Genomic DNA, 17,143 nt, shown 5'->3' with positions numbered 1-17,143 from the left:
ATGTAATTGAAATTAAGACCCGGGTTAAGACCCGAGATTTCAGACTGAAATATGATGTGGGAACGCAGTCAATTTTTTAATTCATCCCGGATATTTAAAGTATCCGGGATGAATTAAGGGTTTCAATTTAATGTTTTACATCCCACCACAATCTTGTAGCAGCGTTATCCGGCCCCCCCAGCAGAGCTTCTGCTGCCTTTACTGCAGCAGCATTCCTGTCTCTGTCATAATTGAGGAATGGGATGCGTCGGATAATCTTATTTGCCGGGACATCCGGGTTATCTGAATGTATCAGGGGATATAATTTAGGATATCCTGAACGTCTGATAGATGCCCATGCTTCATGCCCTTCAGGAAATAGTGCAATCCATTTTTGGGTCAGGATTTGTTCGCGTTGTTTCTCAGGGTCAGCAGAGAATTTTACCGGAATATCTGTAAGCGCAGGTGTATTAAAGTACCCACCCGGAGCTTTCGGCAAGTTTGTGCTTGAGATATAATTAGTGATAGCGGCATTATCAGTTATCCCCCATGTTCTGAGCGACATTTCTATTCCCTTTTCATACATTGCTTCGGCGGTGCCACCCATATTCCATCCATTTAATGCGCCTTCAGCACGCAGAAAATAGGCTTCGGCAGTATACATCACTGTTGAAGGCGTTTTAAACATGCTGCCCGGAAGAAGCGCATCACTTGGTCCGGAGGTATTGTCAGGGTCATTTGCCGGAGCAACAATTTCTGCAACATTCATTCCGTTTCTAACACCCGCATATTTACCCGTATTCACAGAAGGAGCCCAGTATTTGCTCATTCTTGGATCGTCATAACCTCCCAAAACACTTTCCATTGTAGAACTCATTCTGAATTCATTCCAACCTGATTGTCTGTTATATCCATTGTAATTTACACCGCCAACTTTAAGATAGGCATCGTCACTTAATTCAGCCATTGTTCCCCCTGCAACTGCAGCTTCCGCTTCTGTTTTTGCCATTGCAGGTTCTACGTCGGATATTCTTAAAGCCAGGCGTAAACGAAGTGTATTTGCAAATCTTACCCACTTTCTATTGTCTCCATTGTAAATCACATCTTTATCTCCATATGATGGCTGAGCTATATTGGCATTGAGTACATCAGTAGCTTCCTTAAGTTCTTTAAAGAGATCCATATAAATGCTTTTTTGAGAATCATATGATACTACGGTGCTGTCAGAACCAATTTTTGAGTAAGGAATAGGGCCATAATAATCTGTAGCACGATGCATTACAAATACCTTCCAAATCCTTGCGATAGAATTCAAGGCCTTTGTTTCAGGGGTCTTTGTTTCTTTTAAAATGGACATTAATGGCGGAAGGGATTTAGTATAGGTAGCAATCCATTGCTCCTGAATCCATTCTTGTGCGATGTTGTATCGATCTGTAGGGTCAAATGTTGCAGTGATTGCTGAATATTGAGCAAACAAATCGGCAAAAAAGCCTTGTGCATACTGATATTCTGCTGATGATCTGCCGGAATACATGGCCATGTATTGTGCGTTTGTAAATAATCCCTTAACATCACCTGCATTTAACGTGGTTAATCTGGTTGGATCTGTATTCAATTCCGAATAATTTTTAGTACATCCGGAGCCAATGGCCAGGATTACCAGACTTAAGCAGAGATATACTCTGAAATGTGTTAATATTTGATGTTTCATTTCGTGCGTTTTTAATAATTTTTTATCAAAAGGGAATTGGATTGTCAAAATGACACTTTCAGGTTCAGACCAAAATTACGCGATGTAGGTAAGGCTGCATATTCCAAACCACCTCCATTTATACCTCTGGTTACCTCCGGGTCTATTGGTGCATCTTTTTTGAAGAAGAATAAATTCCTTCCAACCAATGATAATTTTGCGCTTTTTATAAACCGATATTTGCTGATTAATTTATCACTAAGCTGATATCCTAATGTAAATTCACGTAATCTGGTATTCGTTGAAGAATAGCTGTAAAAACCTGCAGAGGGGTATCTGCCTCCAATTAATCCAAAGTATTTTTGTGATGCAATAGAAGTTGTGTTTTTTGTCCCGTCTTGTCTGTATGCATCCAACACGATACCCCCTTCACGACCTAAAAGAGAGTTTTTTGAATGGCCATATGCATCAATTAATGCTTGTGTACCACCAATCACTGTACCTCCTTGCCTGTGATCAATTAAAAAACTCATAGAAAGATTCTTAAATGAAAATTCATTGGAAAAACCAAGCATATAATCAGGGTTATAATTTCCAACAAATTGATCCAGACCATCGGTCAAAATTGGTGTGCCGTCATCTTCAACCAGCTTTCTTCCCTGAGCATCCTCTTTCCATCCCCTGACATACATATCACCATAGCTACTTCCTTCGTCAACTTTGATCAGATAAACATTGTCACCTTCTCCAATAACAATTGATTTAATCGTTTCGGTAAGTTCCTTTACCTTGTTGTTATTTTTAGAGTAGTTCAATCCCATATCCCATCTAAAGTTCTTACCTGCTATTGGTGACACATTAGCAACAAGTTCAATTCCATGATTTTGAATTAATCCCGCATTTATATATTTCCTGTCAAATAAGGAGGCTGCAGGTAGCCCTATTAATAAAAGTTGATTCTTGGTTTGGGTATTATAATAAGTGAAATTCAGACCTAAGCGGTTATTGAAAAATTTCCAGTCTAAACCGGCTTCGTATGAAGTAGTTAATTCAGGCTTGTAGGTTCCCAATGACTGAATATTAGGTGTAATAATTGCACCTCCAATACCAACTGAATAATAGTTTCGGTCAAGATATTGTGTTCCTCCATATCCTGAATTTGCCATAGTAAGGCTTGCTTTTCCATAAGATACCCATGATGGTAGCTTAACCATATCTGATACTATTGCTGATAAACCCACTGATGGATAAAAGTAAGATTGGCTTGCTTCCGGCAACGCAGATGACCAGTCATTCCGGGCTGTGATATCTAAATACAGATAACTATTATATGCAAAAGTAGCGGTACCGTAAAGAGATTGAACTCTTGGAGTTCTTCCATCGGCCGTTGTAAAGAACGGTGACTTCGCATTATGCATATAGAAAAAGTTCGGTTTATTTAATCCATTTGCACTACCGCTAATGCTTTCATATTTACTTTCTTGTAATGAAGCACCTAAATTTCCTGAAACATCGAATTTCTTTCCAAGATTTCGTTTAAATGATAATAAGGCATCTACATTTATCCCCTGACTTCTGTTTGTGCTATAATCATAGTTTGACCCAACCTGGCTAAAATATGAATCGGCATATACTTTTCTGTCGTTGTTTTGAATAGTTTTATCGATACTACCACGAACCTGAAGATTCAGCCAATCATTAAATTCATATTTTGCAGACACCAGACCCAGAATACGATCCCTTTTTTGGTAATAATTTATTCTGTTTAATGCCCAATATGGATTTACAAGAACTGAAGAACCAGGTAGCCAATAACTTTGCTTTTCAGTTCCTGTATTATCAATATATGCGTAGTTTTTCATTTCATCCAAAGGAATAGATGTAGGGGCGCTAAAAATTGAAGGTAATACATAGCTTCCACCTCCTCCCGGAACCGGACGATTATTTACATCTTCAAAAATATAGCTCATCTTGGTAGACACAGAAAGCCTGGATGATATTTTATTATCTGTTTTAAGATCTACATTATGCCGGGTAAGATCATTGTTTGGCAGGATTCCCTGGGCCATTGTGTTTCCATAGGAGAAATAAGTTTGCATTTTTTCGCCGCCACCACTAATACTCAGTGTATTATTGTATGTCTGGCCGGTTCTGAAAAAATTCTTCAAATTGTCTGGTTGCCCCAGCAATGGAACACTTTTTCCGTTCCATAGAGTAACCGTCTGTCCTGTGGCTTTTGGACCCCAGCTACGTTCAGAATTCGAACCGTAAATGCCGGCATCTCCCTGTCCGTATTCATATTGCAATTCTGGCAATACAGATGCCTGATCCAGTCCAAGTCCGCTAATGAAGTTAACTACTGTCTGATTAGCTTTCCCTCTTTTGGTAGTAATAATTATGGCTCCATTTTGCCCCTGACTGCCATATAAAGCTGCGGCAGAAGCACCTTTCAGAATTGTCATACTTTCAACTTCGTCCGAATTCAGCATTCCAACATTTCCACTTAAAGGGACACCATCGATTACATATAAAGGTTGATTACTATTAGTTATGGAACGATTACCACGTATTAAAACCTTAGAATCACCACCCGGACCAGTTGCGTCTTTAGTTATCGTAACACCTGCAACTTTTCCCTGTAATGAATTGATCAGGTTAGTTTCTTTTGCCTCATTCATCTTATCGCCCTTGATGTTTTGTACAGCATAAGTCAGAGATTTGGCTTCCCTTTCAATACCAAGCGCTGTCACTACAATTTCTCCTAAAACCTGAAGATCCTCACGCAGGGTTACATTTAAAGTAGTTCTCCCATTTACAGCCACTTCCTGGGCCAGGTATCCCACATAACTGAAAACCAAAATGTCAGTATCAGAAACATTTAGTGTATAATTCCCCTGCAAATCTGTTGCCGTACCCAAAGCGGATCCTTTGATACGTACACTTACCCCCGGTAGAGACTCTCCTTTTGAGTCGATCACCTGCCCTTTGACAGTAATTGGAGGGGCATCCTCAATAAGTGGAGTTATATCAATAATTCTTGGCTGCTGAAACAGTTGTGGTTTTCTTTTAACTATTACGATGTTTCCTTTGATGGTATACTTTAAAGGCTGATCCGTAAAACAGCGGTTAAGTACATCTTCAACAGTTGAGTTTTTGAAATTGACATCTACAGGTTTTGCTTCTTTCAGCATTGCTGCGTCATACACAAATTCATATTTACTTTGGCTGCTTATTGACCAGAATATCTGTTCAAGAGTAGCGTCTTTCTGAGATAAAGTAATCTTTTGAGCATACCCTGCGGCACTGGCCTGAAGTATGGTAAAGATCATTAAAACAATAGAAAGTTTCATAATCAGAAATAGTTTATAGGCGGTGGAATATTGCACACTGCATATCCTATGAGAAGGAATTTTCATACATTTGTATTGTTTAGGTTTATAAGTTTGTCGATATCAAGTTATTTATAAGCGGGTAAGCCTGAAACTGTCTCAAAGACAGATTTGAACCGGTGCGTTCGTAGCGCTCCGGTTTTTTCAATTACCCTTTTTCAAGTAAGGATCAGGGCATAACTATTATCCTCCTTTCTCTCCCCTGTGCATCACCGGGGATGATTTTAAAATGAATTGAACCGGTAGATTCCAGAATTTCAAGTACTTCAGATACATTTCTGGCACGGGATATTTTTGCGCCGAATACTCTTTCAGCGATATGTCCCTCATATTTTACTTCAAGATTGTACCATCGGGATATTTGCCTCATTATACTCTGAATGTCCTCGTTTTTGAACATGAAATAACCTTCTTTCCAGGCTGTAACCTGAGTGACGTCAACAGAGGCTACATCTATGTCTCCATTTTTAACTCTTGTTTGCTGGCCGGGTGATATTACTTTGCTTTTATTTTCTTTAATAATTCTTACAGAGCCCTCAAGTAAGGTAGTATTTGTACTGCTTTCATCGGGATATGCCATTATATTAAAATGAGTACCTAACACTTCCACTATTTGATTACTATTGATCACCCTGAATGGCATTTTACTGTTGTGTGCAACTTCAAAATAAGCTTCTCCGCTTATTTCAACCTTTCGTTCATTGCCGGTAAATTTTACTGGGTAACGCAGTGATGAAGCAGAGTTTAACCAGACTTTACTTCCATCAGGTAGAATAACCTGATATTGACCGCCAGGAGGGGTTTCAATGGTGTTATAGGTCATCCTGACAGCAGGGTTGGATTTTTCCATCGTACCTCTTTCAGAATCACGGACTTCATAAATCAATTGGCCATCGGCGGTCTTACTAATTTTTATGCCGGATTGCTCAGCAAGCTGGCCATTTTCAGCATCAGTCAGACTGATCTTGCGGCCATCGGCTAAGGTTAAGGTAGCAATATTTCCACCAGGGGATATGTCATTTTTTTCTTCTGAAACTGCATGTTTTGTGTCAGGCTTCTTTATATAATCGAGATAAAACAGTGTTCCGACAGAGATAATGATGATAATAGCTGCTGCGGATATGAATCGTGGCCAAAGGGTATCTTTACTGGATATACTTATTTCAGCTGCTATTTTCTTCCGGAAATCTTTTTTTGCAGTTTTTAGGTCGGCTTCTGTAAGTACGGTGAATTCATCTTCATGAAGATGATGAAACCATTTTTGAAGAAGTAGTTTTTCTTTCGGACTACATTTTCCCGATTTGTATTTTTCAAGCAATTCCTTTGCTTCTTTCATGAGCTTCAAAAGACTTAATTCTCTTTATGCTACTAAGTCGGCAAAGGCTCTATGGAATGGGTATCGGGAATTAAAAAAAATTAAACCATATTAAAATTTATTTAATAATAGCATAATCAAGTATATGATTAGTCCTAAACGTACACGAAGAATACGTAATGCTTTTTTGATTTGGGTTGATACGGTTTGTTCAGATATGTCCATAAGATTGGCTATTTCTTTATGGCTAAGTTTTTCTTTCCTGCTTAGCTGAAACGCTTCTTTCATTCTTGGTGGCAGCGCCTGAATTTCTTTTTCTATCAGAGTCTTCAGATCATTTTCCCGAATCAGAAAATCTGTTTGGATTCCGGAATCTGCTATAAAATTTTGCAAGGATGCCAGGTATTTTGCTTCAACCTTTTTATGGGAAAAAAGATCCAGGGCTTTGTTTCGGACTGCCGAGAAGAGATATGATGTAAGAGAGGTTTGCATTGAAAAATCGAATCGTCTGGTCCATAGTGTGATTAAAACCTCATGGATAATATCCTGTGCTTCTTGTTTATTACTCAGCTTTTTATGAGCATAGATATAAAGCAGGCTATGGTAGCGTTCATAAATTTCGGTAAAGGCTTTTTCATCCCCTTCATGCAAAAGAGCTGTTAATTCCTGATCGGACAGTGTTTGATAATAGGACATTGATACTATTAGGTAGACGATCAAAGCGAAAGACTAATATAGTAATAATGTAAAAATATATAACCGCCCGATTTTAGGAAAAAGAATTAATCTTAATAATTTATTTAAAATCTGTTAATGGATTATATAGACAGACAATATTTCTGGCTTTTATTTTTATCGATGAAAAAATAAAAAAATGTTTTTTTAGCGTTACCAGGTTCTTTCCTTTAACAATTCCTGCATTTCTGCCTGAGAATAGGGCAATTTGCCGGGATTGGCGCTAATCCACTTCGCGAAATCGGCTTCAATTTCTGCTGTCCAGCGGTTATCGATCTGTCCGGAAGTATATTTACCTTCTTTTAATCTGATTTGACCAAATTCGTCCCTTACCAACACCAATTCTCCAACTTTCACTACTTTTTCGGCCAGATGAGGCGGAATAAAGGCAACCCCATCCAGATAACCCAAAATTATATCTCCGGGCAAAACGGTTACAGGGCCGATCCGGATTGCCACATTTATACCTTTAAGCATCATTTCTGTCTGATGGGAAGGATGATCTCCCCTGATGAAGGAGGTAAAACCGGGCATTGCCTCGAGATCTCTCAGATCTCTTACAGTGCCGTTAAATACTACTCCATTGCCTGATTTAGCAAGGATCGCCGTCCCAAGGTTACTTCCGATTATCGGGCCATCTACTACTTTTCCATAAGAATCGGCGACATAAACATCACCTTTGCCTAGCATATCGATTGGCCAGGAAACCATGTCGCCAACGTGGCCATCTGCTTTGCCCTCTTTTTCAAGTTGTTCTCTTACTTCAGGTCTGATGGGCATATATTGTGCTGTAAGTGCCCGTCCAACCAAAACTTCACCGGCATTAATGTTTTTCCAGTTTCCCTCGTATTGGTGTAAATAGCCTGCTGCCTTAAGTACTCCCCAGGCCTGTTCCAGAGGGACTCTTTTCATTCGTTTAAGCAGATCGTCCGAAACTTTTGGTCTCCCATCCGCGAAACGTTCTCCTGTCCATTTTGGGGTAAGCTCTATCATTTCCTGCCGGCTGATTATGAGATTTTGTGCCTGAATCGATGTACATAGTATTAGGAAGGCTGCAATGAGCTGTATTTTTAAAAACGACATAGATTAACTAGTTTAAACGATTATTATTTACGCTTTTTACAATAAGTGATTGTCAACAGGTTTTAATTCAGCAAGGATTCAATAGAGTGGACCTTGCCATTTTTAATTGATGTTCTGACCTTCATGGCATCCTGGATTCTTTTTAATGGATCTCCATCTACGATGATGAGATCTGCCAGTTTCCCTGCCTCGATACTCCCCAAATCCTTCTCAACGCCGACTACCCTTGCTGCCTGTATGGTTGCCGATTGCAAAGCCTTGAAAGGAGAGAGTCCTGCATCAACATATACCCAAAGTTCTGAATGAAGGCTGCTGCCAAATGGAGCAAAGGGCGCATCAGTCCCGGCAGTAATGCTACCTCCGGCATCAGAGATCGCTTTGATTGTTTTTAGAAGTGCTTTATAGTTGGCATCGGCTTTTGGCGTTCTGAGGGAGTCGAACTTGCTGGTTTGAGCGTACAGACCTTTCAGAAATTCAGGTGTAAGAAATTTCCTGTTTCGTTCGTCATTGAGTAATTCATCATATTGTTTAGCCAGTCTGAAATACCCTGTTCTTAAGCATGCCGTTGGGGTGATATTTATTCCTGATTTAGCAACCAATTGTACAACATCCTGGTAGCTTCTGAAATTGGCATCCAGCAGCATTGAATAACCTCTGCGGCTGGTACCTGAAAGATGCTCAATAGCGTCAACATTGTATTTTGTGGCTGGATAAAGTTCATGAGAGGAGAGTGGAATGCCTATTTTGTGTGCACCTTCAGTAAGAACTTTCTGAATGGAATCAGGCATTCTGACATAAGTCTTGATCAGACTATAGCCCAGTTTTTTAGCCCTTTCCAATTCCATTCTTATGTGATTGGCTTCGGTTACACTATTTGCAAGTCCATAAGCTATGCGGGTACCATCAGTTAATCCACCTGTAAAAAATAGTCGTGGGCCGGGACGAACACCGCTTTCCCATGCTTCTTTGCGTTCAAGTGCATCATAAGGATCAGCCCCAGGCTCTCTGACAGAAGTAATACCATATGAAAGCCAGATCTTACCAAGTTTTTCGCCAACATTCGAACTTTGATGGGTATGCATTTCGAAGAGTCCTGGCATCACTACCTTGCCTGAAGCATCGATAATTTTAGTGCCTTGTTTATGATTTTGATGTGGCTTGATATCTCTGATCCGGTGCCCTTTAACGTAGATATCCATATTCTCCTGGTACGTACTGTCTTTGCCATTGAATACCTTACCTGCATGGATAATATATTCTTCAGTCGGGATCTCGGTCTTCCATTTAAGGTCAATAGCTATTTCCTTTACTTTTCCGCTGCTTACATCAATCTGTTTTAATTTATCAGTTGCGATATAAACTATAGTTTTTGAATCACCGGTCCAGCTAAGGTTATCAGCAAGTTCATCAGTGAGTTTTCTCTCTTTACCAGAAATTTCACCGTTCATGTTTACCGGGATAGTCCAAAGCGTACCATCTTTGGTATAAGCCATGGTTTTTCCATCCGGTGACCAGGCCGGTCCATTCTGTACTCGCATCCCAAGAGGCTTCTCTGAATCAGGGCTAACCAGGATTGCAGTGTCTTTTTCAAGTGATACAAGCATGAAGTTATTAAAGCCTTCCCTGAAACGGGTTGAATGAGCTTTTAAGGCCATCATAGCCACTGTCTTGCCATCAGGCGACCAGGAGGGTTTGCTGGGTACCCAAACTGTTTTATTGGCTACTTTAACTTCTCCGCTGGCTACATCGGCAATATGAAGAATACCATAGCCCCATTTCTTCATATAGTTCTGGGTATAATAGGCAATTTTTTTACCATCCGGCGACCAGGTAGGGTAGGATGTATCCTCAATGATCTGTTTGGAAAGCAGGCGACTCTGATTTGTTTTCAGATCATGTAACCAAACATTCATGATGCCTCCCCGATCTGAAATATAGGCCAGAGTATTGCCATCAGGCGACCAGTCGGGTTCCAGATCTACAAAAGAATCATTGGTCAGCTGTATAAGTTTGCCATCAATTTCCTGGATAAAGATGTCGCCTTTGGCTGCAAAAGCTATTTTCTTTCCGTCATCAGATACCACCGGACTTGCAATTCCCAAGGCTTTATGATCTTCAGTATTATCAAAGTCATATTTTTTCTTTTCGTAAGGCTTACGGTTAAGGGTAAAAGTAGCTTCAAAAGGGATAGTTTCAATTGAAGATTGACCGATTGTCCTTATCCTGATATGCCCATCTGCGGTATATATTAGTTTATTATCAGCTGCCCAGTTAATTCGAAAAGGAAACAGATCTTCATCCCCTGTTGAAATTTGTTCAGTACTGCCATCATTCAGGTTAGCCAGATAGATATAACTTGTATTTTTATCATCAAAAAGCATAGTTTTGCCAGTGAAAGCCACATAACTTAGCTTACTGTCATCAGCATTCCAGGAAGGTGCAGCAATACGCATAGCTTCAGGGACCGCCAGTTTCTCTGTTCCGTTTTCAAGAATATAAATACCGGATTCAGCCCTTTGTGAAACAAAGGCGATTTTGGTTCCGCTGTTGGAAAATGCAGGATTTGAATCATTTGCCTTATCGCTTGTGAGCTGCCTGACCTCCTTGCTTGAAAGATCAATTTGCCATATATCGTAATTTCCGCTCCTGTCTGAAGAGAATACGATGGATTTACCATCAGGCGACCAATCCGGTTCCCTGTTATCCGATATGCCGGATGTTAACTGTGTTAAATCTGAGCCATCCTTGTTGATCGTCCAGATATGATAAGTGCCATCCCGGTAGGAGTGAAAAACAATTTTTTCTCCATCCGGTGACCAATCGGGCTCCTGAGAATCTCCCATTTCATCGGTTACGCTTTTCGCTTCCCCTCCTTCAGCAGGGATCGTCCAGATTGTTCCCTGAAGGGAAACGGCCAGGGTTGATTTATCTGGTGATAATGCAGCAGCCATATTAGTACCTTCGGAAACGGTGACTTCAATGGCACCATTTTTACAGGATGTAATGACAAAGTTGAATACAATAAGGCAACTCAGGATTAGGATTTTTTGTTTCATCGGATTATTCGGATTAATAAAATCAATATTATAATTGCTCGATCAGGTTTTTTACTTAAGTAGTTTTAAATCAAATTATTACGATTGTGCTTTTGCCAATACAGCCTTCATGCTTACAGGTGCTCCTCCCTGTCTTTTACTTTCATCTGCAGCTTCCATAAATACATGTATTGCCAGAGTTTCTTCTATACTGACCGGACTAATGCCGGTTTTGAAGAATTTAAGCATATCGATAACCAGGGGGCGATGACCAACATCATTAAAAGAACCAGCGGGCAGGATCTCGTTTAAGCCATAGGCAACTCCGCTGTGTGTAACTTTCCCCTTTCGGATTCCCCGATACGTGCCGATTCGGTCATTGTCCCAGACTCCTAATACATGATCTGTATTTTGAGTATGCCTGCGCTGTACAGTCTGGCAATCTTTTCCCATTATAGTGAACAGAATTTCAATACCGTGAATTCCATACCAGTAGAAATCAGGATGTGTTGGTTCAAGAGGACAGCCGCTATAAGAATCTGCTCCCATAATATCACCGATCGAACCATTTCGGGCAGCCTGAGCGCCTTTTAAATACCTTGTTGGTGAAGAGGAAAAAATAGGGCAATTATATTTTTTTGCAGCGTCCATAATTTTAATAACATCTTTTAGTGAGGCCGCGAAAGGTTTGTTGATGAACAGTGGTTTACCAGCTTTTATCACTTGCATTGCCTGTTCAACACGCGGATGACCGTCGAATGTCATCAGCATAACTGCATCTACCCTGGATAGTAAATCCTGGATTGAGTCTACCAGTTCGACTCCATTTTCTTTCATCTTCCCAGCATAGGTTGGGATTTGTTTTATACTGGATTCTATTTTTTTACTTCCATAAGGATAGGCTGCTGTAACCCTGAATCCTTCGAATGAACTATCCCAAAGGGGTTGTACAACATCGTATCCCGGTCCGGGAATATTGTTGATATGACTAATAATCATGGTCACCTGTGAGGTATCAAGCCCGATTATTCCAATCCGGGTGATTTTTTGTGATTGATTGTTTGCCAACACCTGAACCGGACTAAATGAGGCTAAGCCCGCTCCTGCTATTGCAAGACCAGATAAGAATTCACGCCTGTCTATATTTTTCATAGCTTATTATGAAAAGGAACTAATTGAACTTATTGTGATATGAGCCTATAATTTATTTGAAATTACAGGAATCTTCACAAGATTTCAGGGAGGGGAATTTCAAATTACCCTCCCTGAAATGTATTCATTATGAAAGCGTATTGAGCAGTTTGTCAATATCAGCCTGGTTATTGTAGATCGATGGGGAAATCCTGAGTTTATTTCCGAAACGCATGGCCACATGGATTTTAGCAGCACGCAGTTTGCGCATCGTCTCATCCGGATCTTTTGCAGTAAATACAATGATCGGGCTCTCATTTCCTTCAGGGGTGATAGTAGGGTAGCCTAATTTGGGCATTTCCTTCGCCAGACGATCGGTTAAGGTTCGAACATAGTTACGGATATTGTCTACCCCCAGTGCGTGAATATATTTGAGGGAAGCTATGGCACATGAAACCCCTTCATAAGAAGGATAGCTTACCTCGTAAATTCCCGGGCCTTTAGCCGGGGTGAAATTGATTTCCGGTTTTGATGGGTCTATTTTATCAGTCCAGGGTGCATAATTATAGCTGATTCCCCCATTATGATGAGTAGTACGAACTACTGTATCCTGCAGATCTTTACGAACATACATAAATCCAAAGCCTTTACTTCCCATCAGCCATTTGAAGGTTGAGCAGGCTGCAAGGTCGATACCCATTGCTTTGACATCAACAGGTACCGCACCAACGCCCTGAATGAAATCGACATAGAGCACAGCCCCATTTGCATGAGCAAGATCACTGATTGCTTTGACATCCTTAACCAAAAATCCATTAACATTGGATACAAGGGTAATCGCAACCAGTTTTGTGTTTTTGTCAATAACGCCTTCAAAGTCTTTGACATCAAAACGCCAGTCATTATGTTTAATAATTTTCACTTTTAAACCGTCACGCTGCTCACGCATTTTATAACTATAGAGGCTTGCAGAATAGTGAAGGTCTGTGGTTACAACATTGCCACCTTTAAAATCCATTCCGTTCAGAATATTGTTTTCGGCTTCAACAGTAGTCCTGGCGAAAGAGATCTCGTCTTTATCTGCATTGATCAACTTTGCAAAACTATCCTTGCATTCCTGCCTTGTATCTGAGTAAAGAGGCCACCAGGGTTCTCCAACTTCGTTTTTGGCCCACTCTGCATAACGATGAAGAGCTGCTGCTGTATAAATATTGATCGGGTGGGTAGAGGCATTGTCCATATAGACTTCCTGTTTAACCCTCGGAAAATCATCCCTGATTTTCGTAAAATCTGGTGCTATACCTGTAATATGGGAGGGCATTACATCCGGATCGATTGTGTTAATATCCGACTTGAATGAACTCAGAGATCCCATTCCGAGTGTGGTAGCACCCACACCGGCAAGGGATTTTAAAAAGGTTGATCTTTCCATTTGGTTTTATATTTTAATAATTATGTTTCCTGAATGAGATTTAGCAAAGGATAAACCGATAAAATCGGTTTATCCTGCTTGTCTGTATTTCAGTATACCATTTGTGAAGCAGCATGATGAAGAATTTATCAAATCTATCTTACCTGACTTCATTATCCTGCTACTTTCATTTGTATTTACAATACTATCTTCTAACTGATGTTTTGTATTAATAGCCAGGATTTTGTGTCATATTCTTGTTTACATCAATTTCCGATTGTGGTATTGGTAACAGATATTTTCTAAGCGGATAGAATGTTCTGTTTTCGACCAGAATATAGTTTGTTCCCCAGGTAACATCACCTGTGGTTTGATTTACCGTACCTAAGCGACTACCATAAAATGGACCATTCATCACAGTAGGCCCAAGGTCCCAGCGTTTGATGTCAAAATATCTCAAACCTTCAAACGCGAGTTCAACTCTTCTTTCGCGGCGAACCAGTTCACGGGTCAATACAGTTGCATTTATTTGTCCGGCGCGGGTCCTGACTTTGTTTAAATACTCAAGTCCCAAAACCAGATTCTGACCACTTTCTACAGCTGCTTCAGCATAGGTGAGATACATTTCAGCTAATCTGATTACCATAATAGGTGCATCGAAATTCTGACGTTCAGCATTCTGAATTCCCGGATCCAGATACTTTTTAGACATTTGAGCGGCCTTTGAACCATCATTCAGGTAATAATCAGGATTTGAACTTCCACCAAATTGAGGATCCAGTGCAGTATATATTCTGCCAAACCAGGTAGAACCCGGATAAGCAATAGACATTGCGAGTCTTGGGTCGCGGTTTGCAAATGGCTTATTTGGGTCATATGCAGGATCCTGAGATATTTTTAATCCATTGATTGTCTCGTATTCTTCTACAATACTTCTGGAAACTGCATTTTCAGAATAACCACCTTTCCAGGCCGGAAGTCTCTGCCATGGAATAGAGGTAGCATAATCATTCTGAATGTGCTGAATCTCAGCGATGGCTTCCTTGTTATTGGCTTTATTCTGACGATAGAATAATTGCTCATAATTTGGATACAGCTCATAAACACCCATGTCGATCACAGCTTTGGAAGAAGCCATGGCATCGGCATATTTGCCCAAATAAAGTTCTAATCTGGCTTTTAATGCCAATGCAGAGCCCCTGGTAACATGTCCTTTTGCAGTGATGTTATTTTGTACAGGAAGTATCTTGCTGATCTTATCGAGCTCGTCAAGAATGAAAGTATGAATTTGTGCAACAGGAGTACGGGATGGTAATTCTGTTGAAGGATTAGTTTTTGTGATCAGAGGCATATCTCCAAAGAACATGGCTTTCAGGAAATAATCGTAAGCCCTCAAAAAACGGACTTCAGATTTTAACTTATCCTTCAATGCCGCATCAATGGTCATTCCCTCAATATTTTCGAGGAAGGAATTGTATTTTCTGATTTGTGTATAACTGAACACCCTTCCGCCATTACCAATGGTAACATTTTGTGGGTTCACTGTTCCGTTTCCAACCTGTTGGTATCCTGTTACTGTCAACCAGCTATAGTCATTGTCGGTCATCGCATCCCGCATGACCACATCCATCCCATTATCCCATCCCCGATAAGCACCTGCTAAAGCCATATTAATATCGCTTTCTGTTTTCCAAAAAGTGGCTCCACTTAATTGATCATTGGGTACGGCATCCAGATATTTCTCAGTGCAGGAAACCATGCCCAAACTGATAAATAACATTGAAAATATATATTTAAATCTTTTCATAACCTTTAATTTATATTAAAACAATTCAATAATGTTACTGTTGATCAGAAGTTTACATTAAGACCAACTGTGTAGAATTTAACCTGAGGGTAACTCCAGCCAGCAGCACCTCCGAATACATGTCCGTGGAATGCAGTATTATTTGCCTCCGGATCATATCCATCAGGGAACTTAGTGAATGTAAGCAGGTTTTCGCCACTCAGATAGATTCTTGCCCGCGACATAAATGCCTTCTTTGTTAATGAGGATGGTAAAGTATATCCAAGCTGGATGTTTTTCATTCTCAGGTAAGAGGCATCATGTATTGAAAATCCACTTGCAACAACATTTTTTCCTCCTGCTCCGCCTTCCAGTTGTGTTTTAGGGAAATATCCTTGCTTTACAACCACTCCGTTTTGTACTATCATTCGGTCAAGGTGCATGCTCAATGCTTTACCGTTTCTCATAAATGGCATATAGCCACGAACTCTGAGGTATCTGGAAACACCCTCAGTACCATGGAAAAAGGTGGAGAAATCAAAACCCTTATATCTGAATCCGAGGTTCATTCCATAAGTGAATTTTGGAACAGTATTTCCAAGTACCACCCGATCGCTACCATCAATTTTACCATCTCCATTCTGATCCTTGAATTTCAAATCTCCTGCACCAACATTAGGATTGTGAACGGCTCCTGCCTTTGCTTCTGCATCGCTCATGAAATAGCCATCCCACTCATATCCAATATAGGAGTTCCATGGAGTTCCTTTTTCCCTGACAATTGCACCTCCCTCCCCCGCAACATCGAAAATATCCCTGCTGAAATATTTTTCTACATTGTTTTTGTTGTAAGAACCATTCAGGGAAACATCGAACTGGAATTCGCCTTTCATTTTTGAATACCTCATTTCCGTTTCAATCCCCTTATTGCTCATGGCGCCATAATTTACAGTAGGGGCGGGAAGACCGAATGTTCCTGATACAGGTACAACAGTCAGGATATCATCTGTGTATCTGTCATAGGCATCAAGACTTACTGAAATTCTGTTCTTTAAGAACTTTAGATCTAAACCTATATTTTTCTCTGTAGTTGTTTCCCATGTAATATCAGGGTTGTTTGCAGTAGTCTGAGCCGCACCTGTAGCACTGGCACCTCCAAAAGCATAATTCTGACCTAAAGTTATTAGAGGCAGGTACATGAAGTCAGCGATCCTGTGGTTACCCAACTGCCCCCACGATGCTCTTAATTTTAAGAAATTAAGCCAGTTTATATCTTTCATGAAGTTTTCATCGCTCATCACCCAGCCTGCAGAAAATGAGGGGAACCATCCCCAACGATTCCCTCTTGCAAATTTTGAAGAACCGTCCCTCCTAATGTTAGCTTCGAACATATATTTTCCGTCGTAATCATAGTTTACTCTCGCAAAATATGATCCCAGTGTTGCTCTTCTGTTTGTGCCTGAGTTTAAAAGACCTGCTGTACTACCTGCGCTGATCGCTGTTAGATCATTGGATGGAAAGCCTAAGCGATAAGCCATTGTAGAGTAAATATTCTCTGTTCTGGTTGAAGCACCTGCCAGGCCTTTTAT

At 40.3% G+C, this 17,143-nt stretch carries 10 protein-coding genes; all 10 read right to left on the bottom strand.

Annotation, left to right across the window (positions count from 1 at the left end; all coding sequences use genetic code 11):
• Nucleotides 1–127 precede the first annotated feature (127 nt).
• Nucleotides 128–1,690, bottom strand: a complete 1,563-nt coding sequence (locus tag VGE44_RS16890; protein ID WP_331081344.1) for a SusD/RagB family nutrient-binding outer membrane lipoprotein — start codon at nt 1,688–1,690, stop codon at nt 128–130.
• Between the two features lie 44 nt (nt 1,691–1,734).
• Nucleotides 1,735–5,085, bottom strand: coding sequence for a SusC/RagA family TonB-linked outer membrane protein (locus VGE44_RS16885; protein WP_331081342.1), 3,351 nt, complete (start codon nt 5,083–5,085; stop codon nt 1,735–1,737).
• 142 nt (nt 5,086–5,227) lie between these two features.
• Nucleotides 5,228–6,394 carry a FecR family protein gene (locus VGE44_RS16880; protein ID WP_331081339.1) on the bottom strand — a complete coding sequence of 389 codons (1,167 nt, stop codon included), beginning with the start codon at nt 6,392–6,394 and terminating at the stop codon, nt 5,228–5,230.
• 90 nt (nt 6,395–6,484) lie between these two features.
• Nucleotides 6,485–7,069: an RNA polymerase sigma-70 factor gene (locus VGE44_RS16875; RefSeq protein WP_331081337.1), complete on the bottom strand. Its 585-nt coding sequence runs from the start codon at nt 7,067–7,069 to the stop codon at nt 6,485–6,487.
• A gap of 192 nt (nt 7,070–7,261) precedes the next feature.
• Nucleotides 7,262–8,191 carry an RraA family protein gene (locus VGE44_RS16870; RefSeq protein WP_331081335.1) on the bottom strand — a complete coding sequence of 310 codons (930 nt, stop codon included), beginning with the start codon at nt 8,189–8,191 and terminating at the stop codon, nt 7,262–7,264.
• 62 nt (nt 8,192–8,253) lie between these two features.
• Entirely contained in the window at nt 8,254–11,247 is a 2,994-nt protein-coding gene (locus VGE44_RS16865) for a DPP IV N-terminal domain-containing protein (protein ID WP_331081333.1), read from the bottom strand.
• Between the two features lie 78 nt (nt 11,248–11,325).
• Nucleotides 11,326–12,378: a Gfo/Idh/MocA family protein gene (locus tag VGE44_RS16860; RefSeq protein WP_331081331.1), complete on the bottom strand. Its 1,053-nt coding sequence runs from the start codon at nt 12,376–12,378 to the stop codon at nt 11,326–11,328.
• 127 nt (nt 12,379–12,505) lie between these two features.
• A complete protein-coding gene (locus tag VGE44_RS16855; RefSeq protein WP_331081329.1) occupies nt 12,506–13,789 on the bottom strand; it encodes an aminotransferase class V-fold PLP-dependent enzyme in 1,284 nt (427 codons plus the stop codon).
• A gap of 208 nt (nt 13,790–13,997) precedes the next feature.
• Nucleotides 13,998–15,575 carry a RagB/SusD family nutrient uptake outer membrane protein gene (locus VGE44_RS16850; protein ID WP_331081327.1) on the bottom strand — a complete coding sequence of 526 codons (1,578 nt, stop codon included), beginning with the start codon at nt 15,573–15,575 and terminating at the stop codon, nt 13,998–14,000.
• A gap of 44 nt (nt 15,576–15,619) precedes the next feature.
• Nucleotides 15,620–17,143, bottom strand: a 1,524-nt coding sequence (locus tag VGE44_RS16845; RefSeq protein ID WP_331081325.1) for a SusC/RagA family TonB-linked outer membrane protein, incomplete at its 5' end; no start/stop codon positions are given.

The sequence above is a fragment of the Daejeonella sp. genome (assembly GCF_036405355.1).
GTDB lineage: Bacteria > Bacteroidota > Bacteroidia > Sphingobacteriales > Sphingobacteriaceae > Daejeonella.
This window is presented reverse-complemented; position numbering and strand designations above follow the sequence as displayed.